Below are 19,029 nucleotides of genomic sequence, written 5' to 3' on the forward strand. Positions count from 1 at the left end.
TGTTCTTGTAACGAATTTCTGCTAATCGAAATGCATATTCAGTAAAATAGTTTCGGGGAGGCAGCTTGCTCTTTTGGTGAGCACCCAGACAAAATCACGGAGACACAGAAGTGTGCAAGGGGGGAGGTTTATGGGAAAGCTGACAGAGGGGTTCTGGGATTTTTTTGTCCCGAAGAATTTTTTCGAAAATCCGGAAGAAAGAAGAGTAGCCGTTTTTTTGGTGATTTTTACGTTTTTTGCAAGCACCCTTTTTCTACTGACAACCATTCGGTGGTTTCGAATGGGAGAAAGCGTGTTGGCAACAAACATACTGCTTGTGATGTTTGGTGTTATTTTCGCACCTTTTTTACAGAAGCTTATCCGTTCTTCCCGGGTTACCGCTGCCTACATGATGACTTTGCTGGCATGGTATTTTCTTTTTTACATCTGGCGTACGGGAGGAATGGATTCCAGTGCCCTAAGCTGGCTTCTGGTTTTTCCCGTTCTGGCAGCGGTATTTCAGGGCTTGTGGGCCTGTGTGGCATGGTCGGTAACCATGGGGCTGGCTTTGTGTTTTTTTCATTATGGTCCACAGATGGGTATTGTTTTTCCTCTGCTTGATGTCACTTCCGCACAGCGTTCGGATTTACGTTTCGGGGATTTTGCAAGGCAGCTGTCCTCCGTTGCCGTATGTATGTATGTGATTGAACGACTGCGCTTGCAGGCAATGGCCGCGCAGAAGGAAGCCGATGCAAAACAGGCAAAAGCCATGGAAGCTCAGGCCCGCTCCGCACGGGATGTGGAGCGGCACATGAAGAATCTGGAGCAGGTGTTTCAGCGTACCGCACAGAATGCCTGTGATCTGCTGGATGCTTCCAAGGAACTGGCCGCTTCCAGTGCCAATATGGGGGGCGAAGCGGGTAAAACGGCCCGTTTTTCCGCAGAGGTGAAGGAGGGCACCCAGGAGATCAAGGAAATTCTCCACGTCATGGCCAGTTCCGTTGAGGAGACGGCCGTTTCCATCCGTGAGGTACGGGACCGAATTAATGAAGGAGCCAGTGTGGCCCGTATGGCGGTGAAGGAAGCGGACTCTGCCAATGAAATGATTGACAATCTGTCGGAAAGCAGTCGCCGCATCGGGAAAGTGACCGCTGTCATCCAGGAGATTTCTGAACAGACCAACCTTCTTGCCCTGAATGCCACCATAGAAGCGGCTCGGGCCGGAGAAGCAGGTAAGGGATTTGCCGTTGTGGCGGGAGAGATCAAGGATCTCTCACGTAAGACACGGGAGGCTACGGAGGAAATCCGTAACCATATTTCCGGCAATGAGGAAACGGTGGCAAAGGTTGTTTTGAGCAATCAGGCCATCAGCCGTACCATTGCCCAGATAAGGGAAGGAGAAGAGTCCATTGCCGCTGCCGTGGAACAGCAGAGCGTGGTTATTCAGGACATTGCTTCCCGCATAGGAGAATCCGCCCAGCGGAGTGATGATGCGGCCGAGCATGTACTTGCCCTGAATGAGGCAGTGGAGCGTATTCGGGAAGACATTGAAAAAATGGTAGCCTCTTCGGGTTTTCTTGAGAAGATGGCCAAAGATCTGAATGATACCTGTGAAATGAAAGCGTAGGAGAACAATGGTTGAAAAGGATCACGAAAAGCTGGCAGCCTGGCATGATGTGGTGTGTAAGAAGGACATGGAAGCGCTGGAAAATTTTCTGGCCGAGGACGTGCAGTTTTTTTCTCCGGCTCTCTGGAAGCCCAAAGGTACACGCATGGAAGCCATGGTGATGCTGGGAACGGTCATAGAAGTCTTCGGGAACTTTACCTATCACCGCGAGTTGATTCAGGGCAGAAACTGGGCTCTGGAGTTCAGTGCGGATGTGGGAGATAAGTCCGTTAAAGGCATTGATCTCATAGAATTTAATGAAGAAGGAAAAATTCAGCGTTTTGAGGTTTTTATTCGTCCCCTTACGGGCCTCATGGCTCTTGCGGAGGAAATGGGAAAAAGGCTGAAAGAAAAAGGCTTTTTATAATAATCTCTGCAAGAGTCCGGAAAGGAAGGAAAGGGGCCGCAGGGCCCCTTTATGATTTTATTGCATTCTGAGGGGACTTTCTTCGGGTACAAAGAAATCATCAAGAAAACCAGCATCAAGCTGTTGTTCCTGTTCGATGAGGCAGCGGAGCCGTACGGCACAGAATTCCCTGCAGATTCGGTCATTCATACGAAAACGGGCATAACATTCAAGAGTATCGTCGTAACGATCCTGTGATGAACTTCTTTTTTTCATGATTCTAACTCCAGAAGACTGCGCAGAGGTTCATGGATCCGGCCATTGGATGCCAGAATTTCGGCGGCATGAATATGATGAGGGTTTCCGGAGAAGTCCGTTACAAGGGCTCCGGCTTCCCGGGCAATGATACTGCCTGCTGCTGTATCCCAGGGTTTGAGATCCTCTTCCCAGAATCCGTCAAAATGCCCGTTGGCCACATAGCACAGATCAAGGGATGCGGCACCCAGGCGACGGATTCCCCGGGCTGGGCGGATACAACGACGGAAACGGCTGGTAAGGGCGTCAAATTTCTGATCCAGAGAGTAGGGAAAACCTGTGGCAAGAAGGCTGTCTTCAATAGATGTGGTTTGGGATACGGATATGGGTATGCCGTTTTTACAGGCTCCTTTGCCCTCCATGGCGGTAAAGCATTCCTGCATTACCGGGTTGAATACACAGCCGGCAAGAAGTCTGCCATCCAGAGAAATACCAATGGAGACAGCAAAAAAAGGAAGGCCGTGGGCAAAGTTGGTGGTACCGTCAAGGGGATCAATAATCCAGAGGAAGGACGTATTATCGCCTTGCATGCCAGATTCTTCTGCCATGATACCATGGTCCGGAAAACGGTTTCTGATGTGGTCAATAACAGCTTGCTCGGAGGCAGTATCGGCGTCTGTTACCAGATCGGTCCGGCCTTTTTTACGGATACCGTTCAGGTTGCCGAAGTGGGCCATGAGTCTCTCCCCCCCGACCCTTGCCGCCATGACAGCGGTATGTAAAAGTGCTTCTTTATTCATCGGCTCTCATATAGGGACTTTGTCCGGGTCTGTCAATACGCGTAGGCTCCCCGCTTGTGCTGGAGTCTGAACAGACGGGAAGGGCCTGGCTGCCGGTACGTGCATAGAGTTCCTTCTGCATGGTTTCCAACAGGGGGCGGAGGCTGGAGCGGTCCAGGGCGGAAACAGTTATGCCACCATACTGTCTCAGGGCTTTTACCACCTCTTCCGGAAGGGCCAGATCTTTTTTGTTGAAAACCCGGATCTGCGGGATATCGGAAAGTCCCAGATCTTCCAGAACGCCATCAACGCTTGCGAGTTGTTTTTCCCATGAGGGGCTGGCAATGTCCACCACATGAAGGAGGATATCCGCTCCTTCCAGTTCTTCCAGCGTTGCCCTGAAGGCGGCGACCAGCTCTTTCGGGAGGTTCCGTATGAATCCCACCGTATCAGTTATGATCACTTCCACATCCTGAGGGAAACGAAGACGTCGGGAGGTGGGGTCCAGGGTGGCAAACATCTGATCCTTTGCTGTGACTTTGCTTTGGGTCATGGCATTGAGCAGGGTGGATTTACCGGCGTTGGTGTAACCCACAATGGAAAAAACCGGCAGGCCCATGCGATTGCGCCGGGCTTTCTGCTGCCTTCGGTGGCTCTGAATCTGGGATACGTCTTTTTCCAGCCGTAGGATCTGTTCTCTCACTCTGCGCCGGTTGATCTCCAGCTTGGTTTCTCCTGGCCCTCTTCCTCCAATCCCGCCTGTCAGACGGCTCATGGCTGTATTTTTTTCTGTCAGTCGGGGTTGCAGGTATTTCAGCTGAGCCAGTTCTACCTGTAATTTCCCTTCCCGGGTTTGGGCTCTTCGGGCAAAAATATCCAGAATAAGCTGGGTCCGGTCCATGACTTTGAGTTCCATGCGGTCACTGACATTACGGACCTGGGCCGGGGATAGTTCCTGATCAAAAATGATCAGTGTGGCCGCATCCTGCAAGGCCATCAGATAGAGTTCCTTGAGTTTGCCCTGTCCCATAAGAGTTTTGGGATCGGGTTTTTGACGGGTCTGCATGAGGTTGCGGATGACATGAACCCCGCAGGACTGGGCCAGTTCCTTCAGCTCCGCCATATGGGCTTCTGCTTCGGCTTTGCTGAGACTGGAAACACCCACAAGAATGGCCCTTTCCACCCCCGGAGGAGCATCCTGCAGAGAACCGGAACGGCTGAGTTCATCTTCCAGTTCAAGGATAAAGTGGAGGCAGTCATTTTCCAGCAGTTCCCCATGGCCGGGAGCAAAAACCCGGCAGGGATTTTCCCGGTCGCTGCCGGGCAGAACATGGCCGACATGGACTGTCTCCAGTTCCCCTTTGCGGGAGGTACAGAGGGCACAGATAAGGTCCAGGCGCAGAAGAGCAAGGTCAGTGAGGTCGTCTTCCGTAAGGGGTTCACCATTCAGATGTGTATGAACAATGCGTACCCCCCTGAGGCGACCTGGAGCCGTTCTGAAATCCGACAGATCCGGTATGAGAATTTCTTTGGCATCTCCTGCTATCACCCGGACTATTTTACCGCCGCGGTCTATGGCAAGCCCGATCTGCCGGTTCAGCTCTCTGGAGAAAAGGCAAAGCTCGTCCGCAAGGTCCGGTGGGAGAATGGTATCCTGAGGAACTCTCTGGTTATAGAGGCTTTCAAGCCGTTTGATCTGCCGGGTCTTGAGTCCGGTTGTATTGCCGAATATGTTGGCCATGGGGCTGTACTCCGAAAGATGTCAGTGGGGATACTCGCCTGCTGCAAGATCTTCGAACCGCGTGTAGGCACCCAGGAAAGCCATGTGTGCTGTCCCGACGGCACCGTTTCTGTGTTTGGCCAGAATAATTTCCGCTTTCCCTTTGTTGGGATTGTTTTCTTCCTTATTATAGACTTCATCCCGGTAAATGAACATGACGATATCCGCATCCTGTTCGAGGGAGCCTGATTCCCGGAGATCAGACAGCATGGGGCGTTTGTCCGCACGCTGCTCGAGCATACGGTTGAGCTGGGAAAGGGCAATGACGGGAATACTCAGTTCTTTGGCCAGCCCCTTCAGGGAACGTGAGATTTCGGCAATCTCCAGATCTCGGCGGTCTGAATGGGAAGAGCCACGCATGAGCTGAAGGTAGTCGATGATCAGAAGACCCAGTCCCTTTTCCATTTTGAGGCGCCTGGCCTTAGCTCGAATATCCATGGGAGATGCATCCGGTGAATCATCAATAAAAATGGGTGCTTCGTATAGAATACCCGCAGCTGTATTGATGCGGTTCCATTCATCGGGGCTGAGCGAGCCGCCGCGCAGTTTACCGGATTCCACCCTGGCTTCCGCCGTCAGAAGACGCATGGAAAGCTGCTCTTTGCTCATTTCCAGAGAAAAGATTCCTACGGGTACATTGGCTTCCACGGCGGCATTTCTCGCAATATTCAGAACAAAGGATGTTTTGCCCATGGCGGGTCTTGCGGCCAGAATGAGAAGATCGGAATTCTGCAGTCCTGCCGTCAGTTTGTCTAGCCTCCTATACCCTGTTGGAATTCCAGTTATTTCCTTGTTTTCGCCCTGTTGTTTTTCTATGGTGTCAATATTGATGTCGATGAGCTGATGCAAAGGTAAAAAGGCTTTTTTACTTTTGTTTTCAGCAATTTCAAAAATAACGCTCTGGGCAAAATCAATGACACCATCCACATCGTCCGCATTGGAAAAGCATTTTCCGACAATCTGGGTAGCCCGTTCTATGAGTCGTCGTAAATCAGATTTTTTCCGTATGATACGGGCATATTCAACGGCGTTGGGGGCAACGGGAATGGTATCCACAATGCGGGCGAGGGCAGCAGCCCCGCCAATGTTTTCCAGCTGTCCGCTGTCCTGCAGAAAGTTAGCAACCGTAACAAGATCAGCCGGTTGATTTCTGGCAAAAAGAGCCGTTGCGGCAGCGTAAATTTTCTGATTTGTATTTCGGTAAAAATGTTCGGGATCCAGTATGTCCACAATGTCAAGGAGCACATCATTGTCAAGTAGAATGGCGCTCAGAAGGGAGATTTCCGCCTCCGGGCTGTGGGGCGGGGTTCGCGAGAAAAGGGGATCGGTTTCTCTTGTGGATATTTCGGCCATGGGGGGGTGCCTCAAAGAAGTCAGGCGGAAAACCCTATGGTTTCCGCCTGACCTTCATTATGCTGGTTCAGAATCTAAGGGGTTCTGCCGGATCAGGTGGCAGGAACCACTTCAACGGTAATTTCCGGTTCCACACCTTTATAAACCCGCACGGGAATTTTATAGATGCCGATGGCCTTGATGGGCTCCGGCAGCAGAAGCTGACGTCTTTCCACTTCAACGTTCTGATCCTGCAGGGCACGGGTGATATCCTGAACGGATACGGAGCCGTACAGCTTGCCCTCATCCGCCACTTTGGCAGAAATGGTAATCGAAATTTGAGAAAGGAGGGCTGCCAGTTCTTCGGCAATGGCCCGTTCTTTTGCGATCTGAGCCTGAACCCGCACTTTGATCTGCTCCATTACCTTGCGATTCTGGGGTGTTGCGGGAATAGCCTTACTCTGGGGGAGCAGGTAGTTACGTGCATACCCGTCCGCCACATTCACCTCGGAACCGATGATTCCGAGGGATTCTATGGTTTCTTTAAGAATAACTTTCATATGAACCTCCAAGTGTCTGTGAGGATATTTGCTAGGGTTTGGGCTTGGTTTGTATCCGGTTACGGAAATTCAGCCAGGTATCGAAAATGCCCAGCACCAGAACCACCAGGAACAGAATTTGCTGTATCAGCATCAGTGCGTACAGCGCATGCCGGATAAGAGGTGGTACACCCCTGTGATGGAACCAGTATGCCACAATGGCCATACCCTGAAGAAAGTAAAGGGGCATCATCACCAGAAGGCAGGACAGTCCCAGAATCCGCACAAAGGGTATGGGGATCATCAGGATGAGTCCTGCAAGTATCAGTCCCCAGATAAACAGGGGAGGGACCCCCCAGTTCATGAAAAGACCAAGATCCGGTGCCTGTATTTTTCTGTGGCGGATCATGGATCGCGCTGCCAGAAGATTCAGCCATGCCGCAAGAATGAGGATGCATGCGGAAATGGCTGGCAGAAGACGGGCCAGTGTATACTCCAGCCTTGGAAGTGCCGCCTCAAAAACAGCCAGAGTCTCTTCCGGCATTTCCATATGGCGGTACACTTCAAGGGTCATGGCCAGATTGGCTGCCACGTGGTTCTGGATCAGTGCCACAGGCCCCATGCTTTTTGTCACGGCCAGCACAATGATCATGAGAGCCACCATACCCAGTACGGCCAGGATGGCTCGAAGGACAGCCGTTTCTTTATGAATGCCCTGCTGCCATCCTTCTCCGATGACAAAGCCAAAGAGCAGCATGCCTGCATAAAAAAGCATGTCTGAGCTGATTCTGCCCGTAAAGAGCAGAGGTACAGCAAGCACAACGCCCGCAAGAATCAGGGCGGAAGCGGTTTCCCGGTTTTCAAGCCGCATCACTATCATGGGCAGGGGGAGAAAGAGAACAGGAAATACACCCACAAAAGGCAGCAGTATACCGGCTGCTGCCAGAAGTGCTGCCAGTATGAAAATACTGATGGATCCCCTTAGCTGGAACCCTTTTTCCCCGTCCGTAACCATTCTCAGCTCCCTGACCGTTGCGGTTTAATCCACATTTCCCACAAAGGGCATAAGGGCAATATTGCGGGAACGCTTGATGGCCGTTGTCAGAAGCCGCTGATGTCTGGAGCAGGTTCCGGTAATTCTACGGGGGATAATCTTGCCCCGTTCCGTAACAAAATACTTCAGGCTTTTTGGGTCTTTATATTCAATGGCAAGCTTGGTATCCGCGCAGAAACGGCATACTTTTCTGCGATGATAAACCCGTCTTTTCTTTTTACGTGAGATTTTGGCTGTTCTGGGATTTACCATGGATATCAGTCCTCCTTGTCGTAGTCGTCATCATCATCATCATCATCGTCGTCATCGTTATCTCTGGCATTTTCCAGCGCAGCGGCTGCCTCGGCGGCAGCTTTTTCAGCTGCAGCCGTTTCTGCCTCAATTTTTTCAAGGCTGCTGTACTTGTCCAGAAGAACGGTGAGGAATTTGAGGACCTTGTCATCAAGGCGGAAGGTTCTCTCCATTTCATAAATGAGATCACCTTCGCAGAGATAGTCGAGGCGCCAATAGTGACCACGAACTTTTTTGGCAATGGGATAGGCCAGCTTGCGATTGCCCCACTCATCGATTTTGGCAATCTGACCACCAGCAGTCTCAATCATACCGGTGGTACGTTCCAGTATCTGAGTCCGGGCTTCTTCGGAGAGGTCCGGGTCCAGAATGAAGATGGTTTCGTATCTTCTCATGAAAAATCCTTTCGGGTTTAAAGCCCCGGTCTTATTCCATACCGGAGCAAGGAAAAGTCCCACCCATGGGAAGGAGGGACAAAATCACGATTGAATACTACTGATGGTGGGCTTTTGTCAAGGAAGACCTGTGCGAACCTTTCTCTCTTCCGGCTGGAATTCCTCTCTCACGCTCATTGCCCGAACCTTTCTACCATCGTACATAGTGGTCTTCCGTCCATCCGGGTGTGGCGGAAATGCGGAGAAGGGATTGGTCCGGCAGGCGGATATATCCGGAGAAATGGCCGGTATTCTGCACAAAGTCTGTGGCCAGAAGTAAGATGTTCATACGGTGGGCCATGGTCCATGAAGGGGTGAACAGGAGATCGATGCTTTGATTTTCTGTATGGATACGCCAGGAATCCTGATGACGGTTTTTCGGTACATGGAAAATGACGGGTCCGAAATCCGTGGGGCTGCCGTTGAGCCAGATCCGGTTTTCCGTAAACCCCGTTTCATTCACTCCCCATGCGAGGTTCATTCCAAATTCCCTGCCATCGGGAAGAAGGCAGGAGGCCGAGGCCCAGTTCCAGAAAGTTTCTCTGCGCAGAAACCCGCCGGTTCGGTCCGTAATGGCACGGCAGGAAGATGCTGAAAGTTCAATGGATTCATCTTTCCACGAAAACCGTCCCTCCACAGGAATGGATGCAGCCTTGCGGGTAAAGGTCCAGCCCTGTCGACCCGTAGGGGTACAGAGTCGCAGGGGAGAGGCTGCTTCCCCCAGCACCACATCCAGCAGGGCATTTCCGCAGGAAACCTGCAGCCTGTTCAGGGCAAAACGGATGGAAAGGGTTGCATGGTCAAAAGAGAAGTCCGGAAATTCCGTTTCCCCATTCATAGATCTGCGGGGAAAGAGGCAAAGCGGTGCAGCCTGAACCACTATCCGGCCGGAAGCATGTCTGGCATAGAAAAAGGCCTGCTGAGCGAATTTCAGATCGGCCAGGGCTATGCCAGCGCAGAAATCTTTATCTGAGAGACCGATAAAGACAAATTGCCTGTACCGGAGGGGCATGAGCACCCGGGGCAGGGGAGTACCCATGGCGGAAAGGAAACGGTAATCGTTGAGGTTGATATGAACCCGGTCCAAGTGGCGACCATACCGGGCCTTACCGGTTTCAGGGCAGATGATAAGTGCCATGGCCTCTCCGGATTTCAGGCGGCGGATGTGATACTGGTAATTTCTTCGCTGGTGAGCACGCGGTCAATGTCCAGGAGAATTTTTACCCTGCCATCCATTTTGGCCATGCCGAGAATGTACTCTGTATGAACCCGGGATCCGAAGGTGGGAGAAGCCTCGATTTCTTCTGCTTTGATATTCAGAACCTCGGATACGGAATCCACCACACAACCCATGAGCAGAGAGCCCGTACTGCCTGTAATTTCAACGACAATAATGCAGGTTCGTTCCGTATATTCCGCAGGAGGCATGGCAAACTTGAGGCGCAGGTCCACAACGGGGATGACCTTGCCCCGCAGGTTGATCACTCCCTTGACAAAGGAGGGGGTCTGGGGGACAGAAGTGATGGGCATCATGCCGATAATTTCCTTTACCTTGAGTATACCGATGCCATACTCCTCCTCACCGAGGGAAAAGGTCAGGTATTTGCCTGCACTGGCGGTTTCGCTCATGTTGCTTTCTCCTTTCATGGATGGCACCCTGATGCGGATGGCATGCGGGCTCCCCGTTTTTTTGCATGAACTGACTTTACCATAAATAATGGCAGAAAGAAAAAGAAAAGCTTGGGCTTTGTTTTTCATCAGCTGCCCACACGCCACGGGCTGCGGTTCCGGTAGGGTTCCTCTCTATTTTTTTCAGCAAAAAAGCTTTTGTTTGCAGCTATGAAAGGGTACATTGACAATCTTTATGACGTTGTCAAACAGCAATGGGAGCCAGTCAGATGCTAGACAGCCGTTTACGCCCCCTTATTCAGCCCCTTTTGAATCTGATGGTCCGGCCTTTTGTGCTTTGTGGCGTGACGGCCATGCACCTGACCTTCATGGCCTTTGCCATGGGCATGGTGGCAGCTTTCTGTCTCCTGCAGGGCTATCCTCCCCTCTGGGCCGTAATTTTTTTATGGGCCTCCGGGCTTTTCGATATGCTGGACGGCGCTCTTGCCCGCAGGCGGGGAACCACTTCCGAGATAGGTGCTTTTCTGGATGTGCTGGGAGACCGGTGCGTGGAGGTGGCCGTGATTGTCTGCCTTGCCATCATGCGGCCGGAACTGCGACTGGTTCTGATTTTTCTTCTGGCAGCTCTTCTTGTTTCCGTAACGGTCCTCCTCCTTCATGGAGCTCTCTCTCCGGGGGATACCCGTGCGAGTTTTCGTTATCAGCCGGGTCTTGCGGAACGCAGCGAGGGCTTTCTTTTTTTTACTTTGATCATTCTTTTTCCCAGAGCCGGTGTCTTTTTGACCCTTCTTTTCACCCTGCTTGTCACTCTCAGTGCAGGGCAGCGTATTATGGAAAGTCTCATGCTGTTCCGTCTGCAGGGAAGAGCTTCGGCTGATAATGGAAATGGCTCTCCCTGATGGGGGGAGACTCTGACCGGTTTATGGATATTGTTGAGGTCTGCAAAGCTGACAGTTTGTTTTTTATTGAGGATGCAAGGAGATGTACCAATGCCCATCTATGAGTTTTCATGTACCAAATGTTCCCATACCTTTGAGCTGCTGATGGGGCTGAAAGATCCCGTTCCGCGTTGTCCTGCCTGCGGTTATGAAAAGACAAAGCGCCTGATGTCCTGCGGTGCCATACGGCCGGATGGTATTCCAAAGGGCAGTGGGGGGTTTCATGCTCCATCCTGCAGTGGCAGGGGGTGTAAAAAGTGAACCGGCTGTCCCTGTTGTTCTGTCCGTCTGTGGCATGCTGATTGGAACAGAGGAAGCGGAGTTTTTTTTAAGTTGATTTGTTCTGCTCGATGCATTACAAAGGTTCGGGTCACTGCGGGAATAACTCAGTGGTAGAGTGTCAGCTTCCCAAGCTGAAGGTCGCGGGTTCAAGTCCCGTTTCCCGCTCCAGTCAAAAATCAAGCCGCTTCCTGTTAACAGGAAGCGGCTTTTTGTGTTTGCCCGGCAAAACCGGCACTCCGTCCACTTGAAAGAAAATGGATATGCCCTTTCCGGGGAGAAATAAATTCGGGTCGCAAGGATATTTCTGGTGAGTCTTCATAGGCAATTCAGACAACTGGAGTAAAAAAGAGACTTCCAGTGTATCCGAATGAACTCATGGAGGAAGGCAGCCTGTCAGCTCAGTCGCTGGGGCATACCCAATAAATGGTTTGAAAAAGCAGGCTTATTCTTAATGGGTCAGGTAGAAACAGGAACGCTTCTCCCTGTAAAATGTGGAGAAGGGAGGGCATCAGCCCTGTCCGAGATCCTTTCTATTGTGTTGGTAATGGGACTGGCCCGGGAAGTATCGGTACGGCTTCCTGTGACCTAAAGGAAAAAAGCCCTTCCGCTTGCAGCGGAAGGGCTTTGATGTCTTAGTTGTAACAGATCAGGATCGGCTTCTGGCTGAACGGGTAGGGATGATGACCATGAGAAGACCCATGGTGAGGCCTATGAAGGTTGTGAAAAATTTCCGGGGTGCCACCGTTGCCTCAATGAAGTAGCCCCAGCGATTTCCTTGCTTTCATCAATTCGGAACGATACGCAGTCGGGACGTCTTATGGGTGAGGAAAGGTCGTAAAAAAAGCAGGAAACCCGTAAGGTTCCCTGCTTTCGTCATTTCATGGTTCGGCATTGGCTGGAGAATGTCAGAGTTCGTTGAGGAAAATATCCGTTTCTTCGGGTTCTTCAATGCAGAGATAGTCTCTGGTCTGTTTCTGGCTGCTGTGGTTAAAAATTTTAGTAAGCCTTGAAACTTCAACGCCGAAGCTGTGATTCTGATGGAAACCCCAGGTTTTTCTCAGGGTGTGGGAGCCGAAATTGCCCACAAGGCCGATGCTTTTACACCATTTAGTGATGAGCCGGTGCAGGGATGGCACCACGAGGTTGCCTCGCTGAGATTTGAAGAGAAAATCATCGTCCCCGTAGGTGTCCGTCTCCAGCAGGGCCTGGATGGCCAGAACGGAAATGCGGTTGACGGGAATGGTTTTGGCCCGTTCGGTCCTGTCGTCACCAATGGTGACCAGGCCGCCGGGGGTGAGGTTTCTTACCTGATGGACTTTGAGGTGCAGAAGTTCGTTGGGCATGAGGGGAGTGTTGATTCCCAGAGTAAAGAGGGCGGCATTGCGGGGGTTGTCTTTGATGAGAATTTTGATGGCTTTGATGTCCCGGAGACGCCGGATGGGTTCTACTTTTGCCTGTTGCGCCGCATCCGGCTCCTGCAGGTTATCGGAGGGTTCATTGTCACCTGTGTCCTGGGTTTGCATACGGAACCTCCCTGTCTCAAAGGGTTAAGTTTTGTATGATAATGACCAAAACAATACCAGTTTTCAAGGTTTTTTTTCCCTTGTTTCCAAAAAAAGTTCCGGAACCTCCATCCATTGGTTTTTAAAATCTTCTGCCATGTCTCCATAGCCTCCTGATGCCACAAAATCATCAAATAGCTGGCCTATGGCCCGGACAAGATCCATGTCGCTTTTTTTTCCCGTTACAAGGTAGTAGTCCCTGTCGAGCTGGGGGAAACGGTGAACGGGTGTGAGGTCTTTTGCCTCATGGCCCAGTTCACGGGCCAGCTGCATACCTGTGATCATGTTTCCGGCCCAGATGTCTATCCGGCCTGCCATCAGTTTGCGCATATTCTGGCGGTAGCTGGATGTTCTCTGGATGCTCAGTCCGAGGCTTTCTTCCCGTGCGGAGAGATACTGATCCACCACATCCTCAATCACCGTACCTATCTGGTAGGCGGCCAGATCCTTTTCATCTTTTATGTGGATGTCTTCTCTGGCAGCAAGACGGAGCATTCCTTCCAGGGTGGGACCAACGGGCCCCAACCAGTGAAAAAGGTTTTCCCTTTCCGGAGTGCGTGCCACACAGAATTCAAAAATGTTTTTTTCGTCCCGGGTGGTGACATAGGCGCGGGCAAAGGGAAAAAGGTATACCCTGTAGGTATGGTGGCTTTCCTCCAGCACCCTGTGTACCACATCCATGCAGATGCCGTGGATGTTTCCCTGATGCTCATAGCTGTAGGGGGGAAAATCATCGGTCAGCATGGTCAGGGCATGGGCTTTGTGAACAAGCAGGAAAAGGAAGAGGCCGATGGAAAAAAGACGGAATGACATCCTGGATTCTCCTTGCCTGTAATAAGGACGGGTTTTACCGGCCATTCGGCAGGGGTCGCCCTGGTGTGTCAAAGTGGTTGATATACACCAGGACACTGCCGCCGGGTTCCCTGCTATCATTTCCCCATTGCCAGGAAAGAATAAGGCCGGTTTTGGCCATTTCCCGAATTTTTTGATCTACGATATCCGGAAGAACCGCCGGCCCTTGGGAATTGCGTCCCCGGCCGGTAATGATACGGACGGTGAACAGGCCATCTTCTTTGGCCTGTTGCAGAAAAATTTCCGTTTTCAGGTGGGCCTGAATACCGGAAAAGCCATGGAGGTCCAGGTTTTTCTGGGGGGCGGGGTAACGGCGCAGCCGTTCTTTGAGGCTGATGCCCGGGCCTTGGGAAACCCCTGTTTTTTTTTCTTTTAAAAGTCGTTCCGTACCTTTATCGCCCAGACTGTTGCGCAACTGGACGGAAAAATCAAGGGGTTCCGACTTTCTGGCGGCCGCTCCCGTAGCTGGAACGGACATACTCTCTGTCGCTTTTCCCCCATATTTCGTTTCTTCCCGAAAAACCATAGTGAAATCGGTTTGATTCCGTAAAAGGGGAATACCGTTTTTATCTTTCAGCAGTGGTTTCTGTTTTTTTCCCGCTGGAGAAGGCTGTTGTCTCCGGGCATGGGAAGGCAGTTTGTGATTTGATTCGTCCCCATTTCCTCTGGGAGACAGCATGGCCCTGAAAAGATCCTTTTCTCCGTCCAGCAGGGGAAGACCGGAGCGCGTGGTAGTGCGACGGGTTTTTTTAGGGGCTGGTGCGGATGTCTCCCTTTTCGGAGATGGGGTCCGAGTGATTTTTTCGGGGGGAGAGGCGGGTTCATCGGTAAAAAAAGCTTCTGCGGCCTTATCCAGTCTGGGAATATTGTTTTTGTGGCGGGTGAGCACGGATTGGGTAGCCGGAGGTTTTTCATGAAAAGCGGCTGCAGCAGAGGGGGGCTTTTCTCCGGAACAGTCCGGATTGGGAGATGGCGTGGCAGGCACCTCTGGCTGTGGAGATTTTTTCCGAAATAATTGCTGAAGTCCTTCGAATACACTCATATCAGGCAAAGTTTCCGTTGGTATCATCCGGTTCGGGCAGAAGAATTTCTCTGGGCCTGGCCCCGTCTGCCGGACCGACAATGTTTTCTTTTTCCATGGTCTCAATGATCCGTGCGGCCCGGTTGTAGCCGATACGAAGGTGCCTCTGCACGGATGATATGGAGGCCTGACGGGTGCGCAGTACCAGGTCGACGGCCTCGTCATAGCGGTCATCGTATTCCGTTTCGCCGTTTTCGGTGGATTCCGCATGGGCGGTTTCCGTGACGTCCGGCAGATATTCGGGAGCTTTTTGAGATTTGATGAATTCTGTTATACGGAAAAGTTCTTCTTCGGCCACAAAGGCTCCGTGGATGCGCTGGATGCGGGAGGTTCCAGGAGGAACAAAAAGCATGTCACCATTACCCAGCAGGCTTTCCGCACCCATACTGTCAATGATGGTTCGCGAATCAATTCTGGATGAAACCTGAAAGGATATGCGGGTGGGGAAGTTCGCCTTGATCACACCGGTGAGCACATCCACCGACGGCCGCTGTGTGGCAAGGATCAGGTGAATGCCTGCGGCTCTGGCCATCTGCGCAAGACGGGCAAGGGCTACTTCCACATCCCGGGATGCCACCATCATGAGGTCTGCCAGTTCATCAATAATGATTACGATAAAGGGCAGGGGGGCGTCCAGGCCCGTGGCTCTCATTTTTTTATTGAATCCGGTGATGTTGCGAGTCTGATGGTCTGCCAGCAGTCCGTATCGCCGCTCCATTTCCCTTACAGCCCAGTACAGGGCGTTGGTGGCCAGTTTCATGTCCGTTACCACCGGAGAAATGAGGTGAGGAATGTCGTTGTAAAAAGAAAGTTCAATTCGTTTGGGGTCAATCATCAGCAGCTTCACTTCGTCGGGTCTGGCCTTGTAGAGAAGGCTGGTGATCATGCTGTTGAGTCCAACGCTTTTGCCTGTTCCCGTGGCCCCGGCGATGAGGAGGTGGGGCATCTGATCCATGGGTGCCACCACAGGACGACCTTCGATATCTTTTCCCAGGCAGAGGGTCAGTTTGGAGGGATGCTGGAGGAAAGCGGGTGATTCAATGACTTCCCGAAGCCTTACCATCTCTCTGTCCTGGTTGGGGATTTCAATGCCGATAACATCTTTTCCGGGGATGGGTGCCACTATACGGATGCTGAGAGCGGAGAGCGCAAGGGCGAGATCGTCGGAAAGATTGACAATTTTGCTGATTTTGATGCCCGGTGCAGGTCTGTATTCAAAGGTGGTGATAACAGGGCCGGGCACAATGCGGACCACCTCCCCCCGTATGCCGAAATCTCCCAGTTTGCTTTCCAGAATTTCAGCCTTTGTCTGCAGGGAGGCGCTGTCCTGAGTGGGCGGAGCCGGGTCTTTCGGGGTAAGGAATCCCGGATCCGGCATCTGCCAGTCCGCCTGGGGCTCCGGCCGTGCTGTGGGAGTCGTTTTCTCCCACAGAGGTACTGGGACGGATGGAGTGGAAACGGAAGCTTTTTTCTGTTCAGGCGGCAAAGACGGAGGGGATACTGGAACGGCCGCGGCAGGCAAGGATGGCAGGGTTTCTGTCGGTTCTGAGGGATTTTTCCCTGAACTCAGCCCTGTGGATGCCGGTTCTGTTGGTTTTGTCTCCGTCTGCTTGCCTGTGGGTGCGGGGAAGACAATTTCGGCTTGTTGCCTGCCAGAGGCTCTGTCCAGCTGGGAGATCATTCCGTGGAAGCGGGTCTGCACCGCATGGGTCAGATTCCGGTCTTCCTTTTGCAGGGCAAGGAGCTTTCCCGTAAGATTGAGGGCTGCCGTGAGAAGTAGTTTTTCGTTTCCCACGGAGCTTTTGCTTGGAGGGGTAGCCTTTTGTACATATTGCAGTTCCTCCTTCAGCAGGGCAAGTACGGACTCCGGATCCGAAACGCCGGAAGACGCCCGGATTTTGTGGGGGGTTCCGAAAAGATCAATGGTTACAATATCTCGGGGATCGGCCTGGGACATGCGTGCTCCATATGGGTCAACAATGACAGTTACTCCTGTCTAATCTAGCATTGTAAAGAATCCGGATCAAGGAAGCATCCCTTTGATCGTACTTCAGGGGCGAACGGCCAGTACGTGGCCGCAGCTTTCGGTGGATCGGCTCTGTCTCTGGAAAACCCGTTCGTTTCGGGCCGTGACCACCCGTACCTCACTGCGATAGCCCCGGCTGAAAAGTTCACTGCTCCAGTACCATCTGTCCGGATGGGGCAGGGGATAGGAGGGTGCATTTTTGAAGATCTGGGCCAGTTCATTTTCCATGGGCAGGCGCCAGTCCGTGTTTCCGCCGAGGGTGAGATTCTGTACAAAAGTACGGGCTGAATCATAAGTCAGGCAGCTGCCTGTATGCGCTTCGGAATCGGTTAGCATCCATATTTTCCCTGTGTGGTTATCCCGTACGGTGCCGTTGTTCTGAAGGGAAAAACGATCCTGAACATGCATCAATAACTGCTGCATCTGACGGACAGCCAGTGCAAGACGTTCTCTGGCTTCTGTGGCCCGGGCCCTTTCTTCCGCCAGTTGCTGTTGCCGGGCAAGGGCCTGCTGTCTGGCTATTTCGTCCCGGCTTTGCTGTTCCCGAACCTGCTGCTCTTCCAGAATACGGCTGCGAAGGCTCTGTGCCCGGTAACGGTAGTGGGGAGGCGGAGATTCTGTCAGATAGCGGTCCAGCAGAGCCATGCGGGCCGAATCTGTCAGGCCGGAACGGGCCAGCCCTGTTTCCAGTTCTTCCCACATTCTGTCTTCTCTGCTTTTTTGTTCAAGTTCTGTAATGCGTTCACGGATGAAAGCCAGAATGGCCGGATTGGTTTCATTCCGGCGGGCCTGTTCATAGTAGCGTAGTTGTTCTTCATGGGTGGGTCGTTCACCCGCACCCGCAATGAGGTCGGCTATGCGCTGCTGATGAAGAAGCTTGGAAAGGTGAGCCTGCAGGCTTTCTTTGTCCGGATGATGGGGGTAATTTCTGGAAAATGCATGGATAGCCTGTACGGCATGTGCCCGCTCTCTGTCGTCTGAGGCCGGAAGGGCCAGTATCTCTTTCAGTTGCCCATCGGCCATGTGCCGGATATGCTTTTCAAGGATCTCTCTTCCGGGGTTATCCGGAAAACGAGACTGGAAACGCCGCGCTTCTTCCAGCCAGCTTTCCCTGGAGATTTCCGCTGCTGTTCTGTCGGCCATAGACTGGGCCATGGTTTGTATGCGGTTTTCACGGAGCTCTATGACAAGTTCTCTTTTGGGGCCTTCCTGATGGCGGGCAAGGAATCTGTCATAGAGGCGCAGGGCCATTTCAAAGCCATGGGAATCCATACCAAGGTTCTTTTTTTCCAATGCCAGTTCCCGGTAGTCCCGTTCCTGAATGATTTCCCGCAGTCGAGTTCTTGCACGAACAAGGTCTTCACTATGGGGGCTATGGGGAAAAGCCTCCAGAAAACGGGTGAGGATAACTTCCTGCTGCTCGGGCAGTTCCAGTCGGGTGAGAGATTGCTGAAGGCTCTGATAGGCATCATGGTGCCGGTACCTTTCATGGGCAAAGCGGGCCGCCGCTGCACCCACGGTGATCAGGGCAAAAACGAGGATGAGGCTGGCCCATTTTGTTTTCCTGTCGGAAGAATGGTCTGGCTTCGGGGCTGCCTGTTCGGGTCCCGGAGGCTTTTTTCCGGCAAGCGGTTGAAGAGCTTCCGGTTCAGCATGGCCGTTGATTCCACTGATGGGAAGGGGTTGCAGGTTTTCCAGCCCTTCTGGCTGAGTGAAATCCGGCTGGATGGCGTGGCGTACTTCTTCATCGGAAAAGACATAGGCACTCAGTGCGGCCAGGTCTGGATCCGTTCCGTCTGTATCCACAGCCTTTTTTCCCCCGCTGGATTTATGGGAGGGGGCAGGGGGAGCGACGGGAAGGGGTTGTTTTTCAGCAGGGCTTTGATTGCGACGTTCATCCCAACGCCTGGCACCTTCCATGAGAAGGTGCATCATGGGAACGCGGATCACCCTTTCTGAGGTGGTACACTCCCGCTGCATCTGTATGACAGGGTCCGGAAGGCAGATAATTTCATAGGCCGCTTCCAGACCGGGAAAATCCCCATAGCGTGCGTCGATAACTTCCCCATCCCGGATATAGAGCTGTCCGCTGGAATGGTTTCCCTGAATGGTCAGGGTACAGGTGCTTTTTTCCATTTGTACCATCTGGAGAAAAGCGGGAAGACTGATTCCCTGAATTTTTCCGCCTGGAGATAAGGCCATGA

At 52.3% G+C, this 19,029-nt stretch carries 19 protein-coding genes and 1 tRNA gene; 5 read left to right on the plus strand and 15 right to left on the minus strand.

The window, feature by feature from the left end; genetic code table 11:
• The first annotated feature begins 130 nt into the window (after window positions 1–130).
• Both OOT00_RS06195 and OOT00_RS06200 read left to right on the plus strand, forming a co-directional pair.
• A complete protein-coding gene (locus OOT00_RS06195) occupies window positions 131–1,606 on the plus strand; it encodes a methyl-accepting chemotaxis protein (protein ID WP_265424449.1) in 1,476 nt (491 codons plus the stop codon).
• 7 nt (window positions 1,607–1,613) lie between these two features.
• On the plus strand, window positions 1,614–2,012 hold the full coding sequence (locus tag OOT00_RS06200) for a nuclear transport factor 2-like protein (RefSeq protein WP_265424450.1): 399 nt from the start codon (window positions 1,614–1,616) through the stop codon (window positions 2,010–2,012).
• 57 nt (window positions 2,013–2,069) lie between these two features.
• Here OOT00_RS06200 and OOT00_RS06205 read toward each other — a convergent pair whose 3' ends face one another.
• The 10 genes from OOT00_RS06205 to OOT00_RS06250 form a co-directional block, all read right to left on the minus strand.
• On the minus strand, window positions 2,070–2,267 hold the full coding sequence (locus tag OOT00_RS06205; protein WP_265424451.1) for a hypothetical protein: 198 nt from the start codon (window positions 2,265–2,267) through the stop codon (window positions 2,070–2,072).
• Complete coding sequence (locus OOT00_RS06210) at window positions 2,264–3,046, minus strand: inositol monophosphatase family protein (RefSeq protein WP_265424452.1); 783 nt, start codon at window positions 3,044–3,046, stop codon at window positions 2,264–2,266. Before OOT00_RS06210 ends, OOT00_RS06205 begins: the two co-directional genes overlap by 4 nt.
• Window positions 3,039–4,766, minus strand: a complete 1,728-nt coding sequence (gene hflX, locus OOT00_RS06215) for a GTPase HflX (RefSeq protein WP_265424453.1) — start codon at window positions 4,764–4,766, stop codon at window positions 3,039–3,041. The genes OOT00_RS06210 and hflX overlap by 8 nt, the downstream gene beginning before the upstream one ends.
• Window positions 4,767–4,787: 21 nt before the next feature.
• Window positions 4,788–6,158, minus strand: a complete 1,371-nt coding sequence (dnaB, locus tag OOT00_RS06220; protein ID WP_265424454.1) for a replicative DNA helicase — start codon at window positions 6,156–6,158, stop codon at window positions 4,788–4,790.
• Window positions 6,159–6,250: 92 nt separating this feature from the next.
• Window positions 6,251–6,697, minus strand: coding sequence for a 50S ribosomal protein L9 (gene rplI / locus OOT00_RS06225; protein WP_265424455.1), 447 nt, complete (start codon window positions 6,695–6,697; stop codon window positions 6,251–6,253).
• Between the two features lie 31 nt (window positions 6,698–6,728).
• Window positions 6,729–7,691, minus strand: a complete 963-nt coding sequence (locus OOT00_RS06230; protein WP_265424456.1) for a DUF2232 domain-containing protein — start codon at window positions 7,689–7,691, stop codon at window positions 6,729–6,731.
• A 24-nt stretch (window positions 7,692–7,715) separates the two neighbouring features.
• The gene (gene rpsR / locus OOT00_RS06235; RefSeq protein ID WP_265424457.1) at window positions 7,716–7,982 is read right to left on the minus strand and encodes a 30S ribosomal protein S18; all 267 of its coding nucleotides are present in this window, start codon (window positions 7,980–7,982) and stop codon (window positions 7,716–7,718) included.
• Between the two features lie 5 nt (window positions 7,983–7,987).
• A complete protein-coding gene (rpsF, locus tag OOT00_RS06240) occupies window positions 7,988–8,416 on the minus strand; it encodes a 30S ribosomal protein S6 (RefSeq protein ID WP_265424458.1) in 429 nt (142 codons plus the stop codon).
• A gap of 190 nt (window positions 8,417–8,606) precedes the next feature.
• Entirely contained in the window at window positions 8,607–9,593 is a 987-nt protein-coding gene (locus tag OOT00_RS06245; protein ID WP_265424459.1) for a DUF2804 domain-containing protein, read from the minus strand.
• A 14-nt stretch (window positions 9,594–9,607) separates the two neighbouring features.
• Complete coding sequence (locus OOT00_RS06250; RefSeq protein ID WP_265424460.1) at window positions 9,608–10,084, minus strand: chemotaxis protein CheW; 477 nt, start codon at window positions 10,082–10,084, stop codon at window positions 9,608–9,610.
• A gap of 269 nt (window positions 10,085–10,353) precedes the next feature.
• Between OOT00_RS06250 and OOT00_RS06255 the strand changes: the two genes are divergently transcribed.
• From OOT00_RS06255 to OOT00_RS06265, 3 genes are all read left to right on the plus strand, one after another.
• Window positions 10,354–10,983: a CDP-alcohol phosphatidyltransferase family protein gene (locus tag OOT00_RS06255; RefSeq protein WP_265424461.1), complete on the plus strand. Its 630-nt coding sequence runs from the start codon at window positions 10,354–10,356 to the stop codon at window positions 10,981–10,983.
• A 90-nt stretch (window positions 10,984–11,073) separates the two neighbouring features.
• Window positions 11,074–11,283, plus strand: coding sequence for an FmdB family zinc ribbon protein (locus OOT00_RS06260; protein ID WP_265424462.1), 210 nt, complete (start codon window positions 11,074–11,076; stop codon window positions 11,281–11,283).
• A 114-nt stretch (window positions 11,284–11,397) separates the two neighbouring features.
• A tRNA-Gly gene (locus OOT00_RS06265) sits at window positions 11,398–11,472 on the plus strand.
• Window positions 11,473–12,209: 737 nt separating this feature from the next.
• Here the strand turns inward: OOT00_RS06265 and OOT00_RS06270 are convergent.
• From OOT00_RS06270 to OOT00_RS06290, 5 genes are all read right to left on the minus strand, one after another.
• Window positions 12,210–12,827 (minus strand): tyrosine-type recombinase/integrase, encoded by a 618-nt coding sequence (locus OOT00_RS06270; RefSeq protein WP_265424463.1) that lies wholly within the window; start codon window positions 12,825–12,827, stop codon window positions 12,210–12,212.
• A 63-nt stretch (window positions 12,828–12,890) separates the two neighbouring features.
• The gene (locus OOT00_RS06275) at window positions 12,891–13,679 is read right to left on the minus strand and encodes a substrate-binding periplasmic protein (RefSeq protein ID WP_265424464.1); all 789 of its coding nucleotides are present in this window, start codon (window positions 13,677–13,679) and stop codon (window positions 12,891–12,893) included.
• 34 nt (window positions 13,680–13,713) lie between these two features.
• On the minus strand, window positions 13,714–14,760 hold the full coding sequence (locus OOT00_RS06280) for a Smr/MutS family protein (protein WP_265424465.1): 1,047 nt from the start codon (window positions 14,758–14,760) through the stop codon (window positions 13,714–13,716).
• 1 nt (window position 14,761) lies between these two features.
• Window positions 14,762–16,756, minus strand: coding sequence for a DNA translocase FtsK (locus OOT00_RS06285; RefSeq protein ID WP_265424466.1), 1,995 nt, complete (start codon window positions 16,754–16,756; stop codon window positions 14,762–14,764).
• Window positions 16,757–16,849: 93 nt separating this feature from the next.
• Window positions 16,850–19,027 carry a DUF4388 domain-containing protein gene (locus OOT00_RS06290; protein ID WP_265424467.1) on the minus strand — a complete coding sequence of 726 codons (2,178 nt, stop codon included), beginning with the start codon at window positions 19,025–19,027 and terminating at the stop codon, window positions 16,850–16,852.
• Between the last annotated feature and the right edge of the window lie 2 nt (window positions 19,028–19,029).

Source organism: Desulfobotulus pelophilus, from assembly GCF_026155325.1.
GTDB lineage: Bacteria > Desulfobacterota > Desulfobacteria > Desulfobacterales > ASO4-4 > Desulfobotulus > Desulfobotulus pelophilus.

What these genes read in the sequence shown, in the direction of transcription:
- OOT00_RS06195 (WP_265424449.1), top strand. Translation starts at nt 131, where the DNA reads ATGGGAAAGCTGACAGAGGGGTTCTGGGATTTTTTTGTCCCGAAGAAT.
- OOT00_RS06200 (WP_265424450.1), top strand. Translation starts at nt 1,614, where the DNA reads ATGGTTGAAAAGGATCACGAAAAGCTGGCAGCCTGGCATGATGTGGTG.
- OOT00_RS06205 (WP_265424451.1), bottom strand. Translation starts at nt 2,267, where the DNA reads ATGAAAAAAAGAAGTTCATCACAGGATCGTTACGACGATACTCTTGAA.
- OOT00_RS06210 (WP_265424452.1), bottom strand. Translation starts at nt 3,046, where the DNA reads ATGAATAAAGAAGCACTTTTACATACCGCTGTCATGGCGGCAAGGGTC.
- hflX (WP_265424453.1), bottom strand. Translation starts at nt 4,766, where the DNA reads ATGGCCAACATATTCGGCAATACAACCGGACTCAAGACCCGGCAGATC.
- dnaB (WP_265424454.1), bottom strand. Translation starts at nt 6,158, where the DNA reads ATGGCCGAAATATCCACAAGAGAAACCGATCCCCTTTTCTCGCGAACC.
- rplI (WP_265424455.1), bottom strand. Translation starts at nt 6,697, where the DNA reads ATGAAAGTTATTCTTAAAGAAACCATAGAATCCCTCGGAATCATCGGT.
- OOT00_RS06230 (WP_265424456.1), bottom strand. Translation starts at nt 7,691, where the DNA reads ATGGTTACGGACGGGGAAAAAGGGTTCCAGCTAAGGGGATCCATCAGT.
- rpsR (WP_265424457.1), bottom strand. Translation starts at nt 7,982, where the DNA reads ATGGTAAATCCCAGAACAGCCAAAATCTCACGTAAAAAGAAAAGACGG.
- rpsF (WP_265424458.1), bottom strand. Translation starts at nt 8,416, where the DNA reads ATGAGAAGATACGAAACCATCTTCATTCTGGACCCGGACCTCTCCGAA.
- OOT00_RS06245 (WP_265424459.1), bottom strand. Translation starts at nt 9,593, where the DNA reads ATGGCACTTATCATCTGCCCTGAAACCGGTAAGGCCCGGTATGGTCGC.
- OOT00_RS06250 (WP_265424460.1), bottom strand. Translation starts at nt 10,084, where the DNA reads ATGAGCGAAACCGCCAGTGCAGGCAAATACCTGACCTTTTCCCTCGGT.
- OOT00_RS06255 (WP_265424461.1), top strand. Translation starts at nt 10,354, where the DNA reads ATGCTAGACAGCCGTTTACGCCCCCTTATTCAGCCCCTTTTGAATCTG.
- OOT00_RS06260 (WP_265424462.1), top strand. Translation starts at nt 11,074, where the DNA reads ATGCCCATCTATGAGTTTTCATGTACCAAATGTTCCCATACCTTTGAG.
- OOT00_RS06270 (WP_265424463.1), bottom strand. Translation starts at nt 12,827, where the DNA reads ATGCAAACCCAGGACACAGGTGACAATGAACCCTCCGATAACCTGCAG.
- OOT00_RS06275 (WP_265424464.1), bottom strand. Translation starts at nt 13,679, where the DNA reads ATGTCATTCCGTCTTTTTTCCATCGGCCTCTTCCTTTTCCTGCTTGTT.
- OOT00_RS06280 (WP_265424465.1), bottom strand. Translation starts at nt 14,760, where the DNA reads ATGAGTGTATTCGAAGGACTTCAGCAATTATTTCGGAAAAAATCTCCA.
- OOT00_RS06285 (WP_265424466.1), bottom strand. Translation starts at nt 16,756, where the DNA reads ATGTCCCAGGCCGATCCCCGAGATATTGTAACCATTGATCTTTTCGGA.
- OOT00_RS06290 (WP_265424467.1), bottom strand. Translation starts at nt 19,027, where the DNA reads ATGGCCTTATCTCCAGGCGGAAAAATTCAGGGAATCAGTCTTCCCGCT.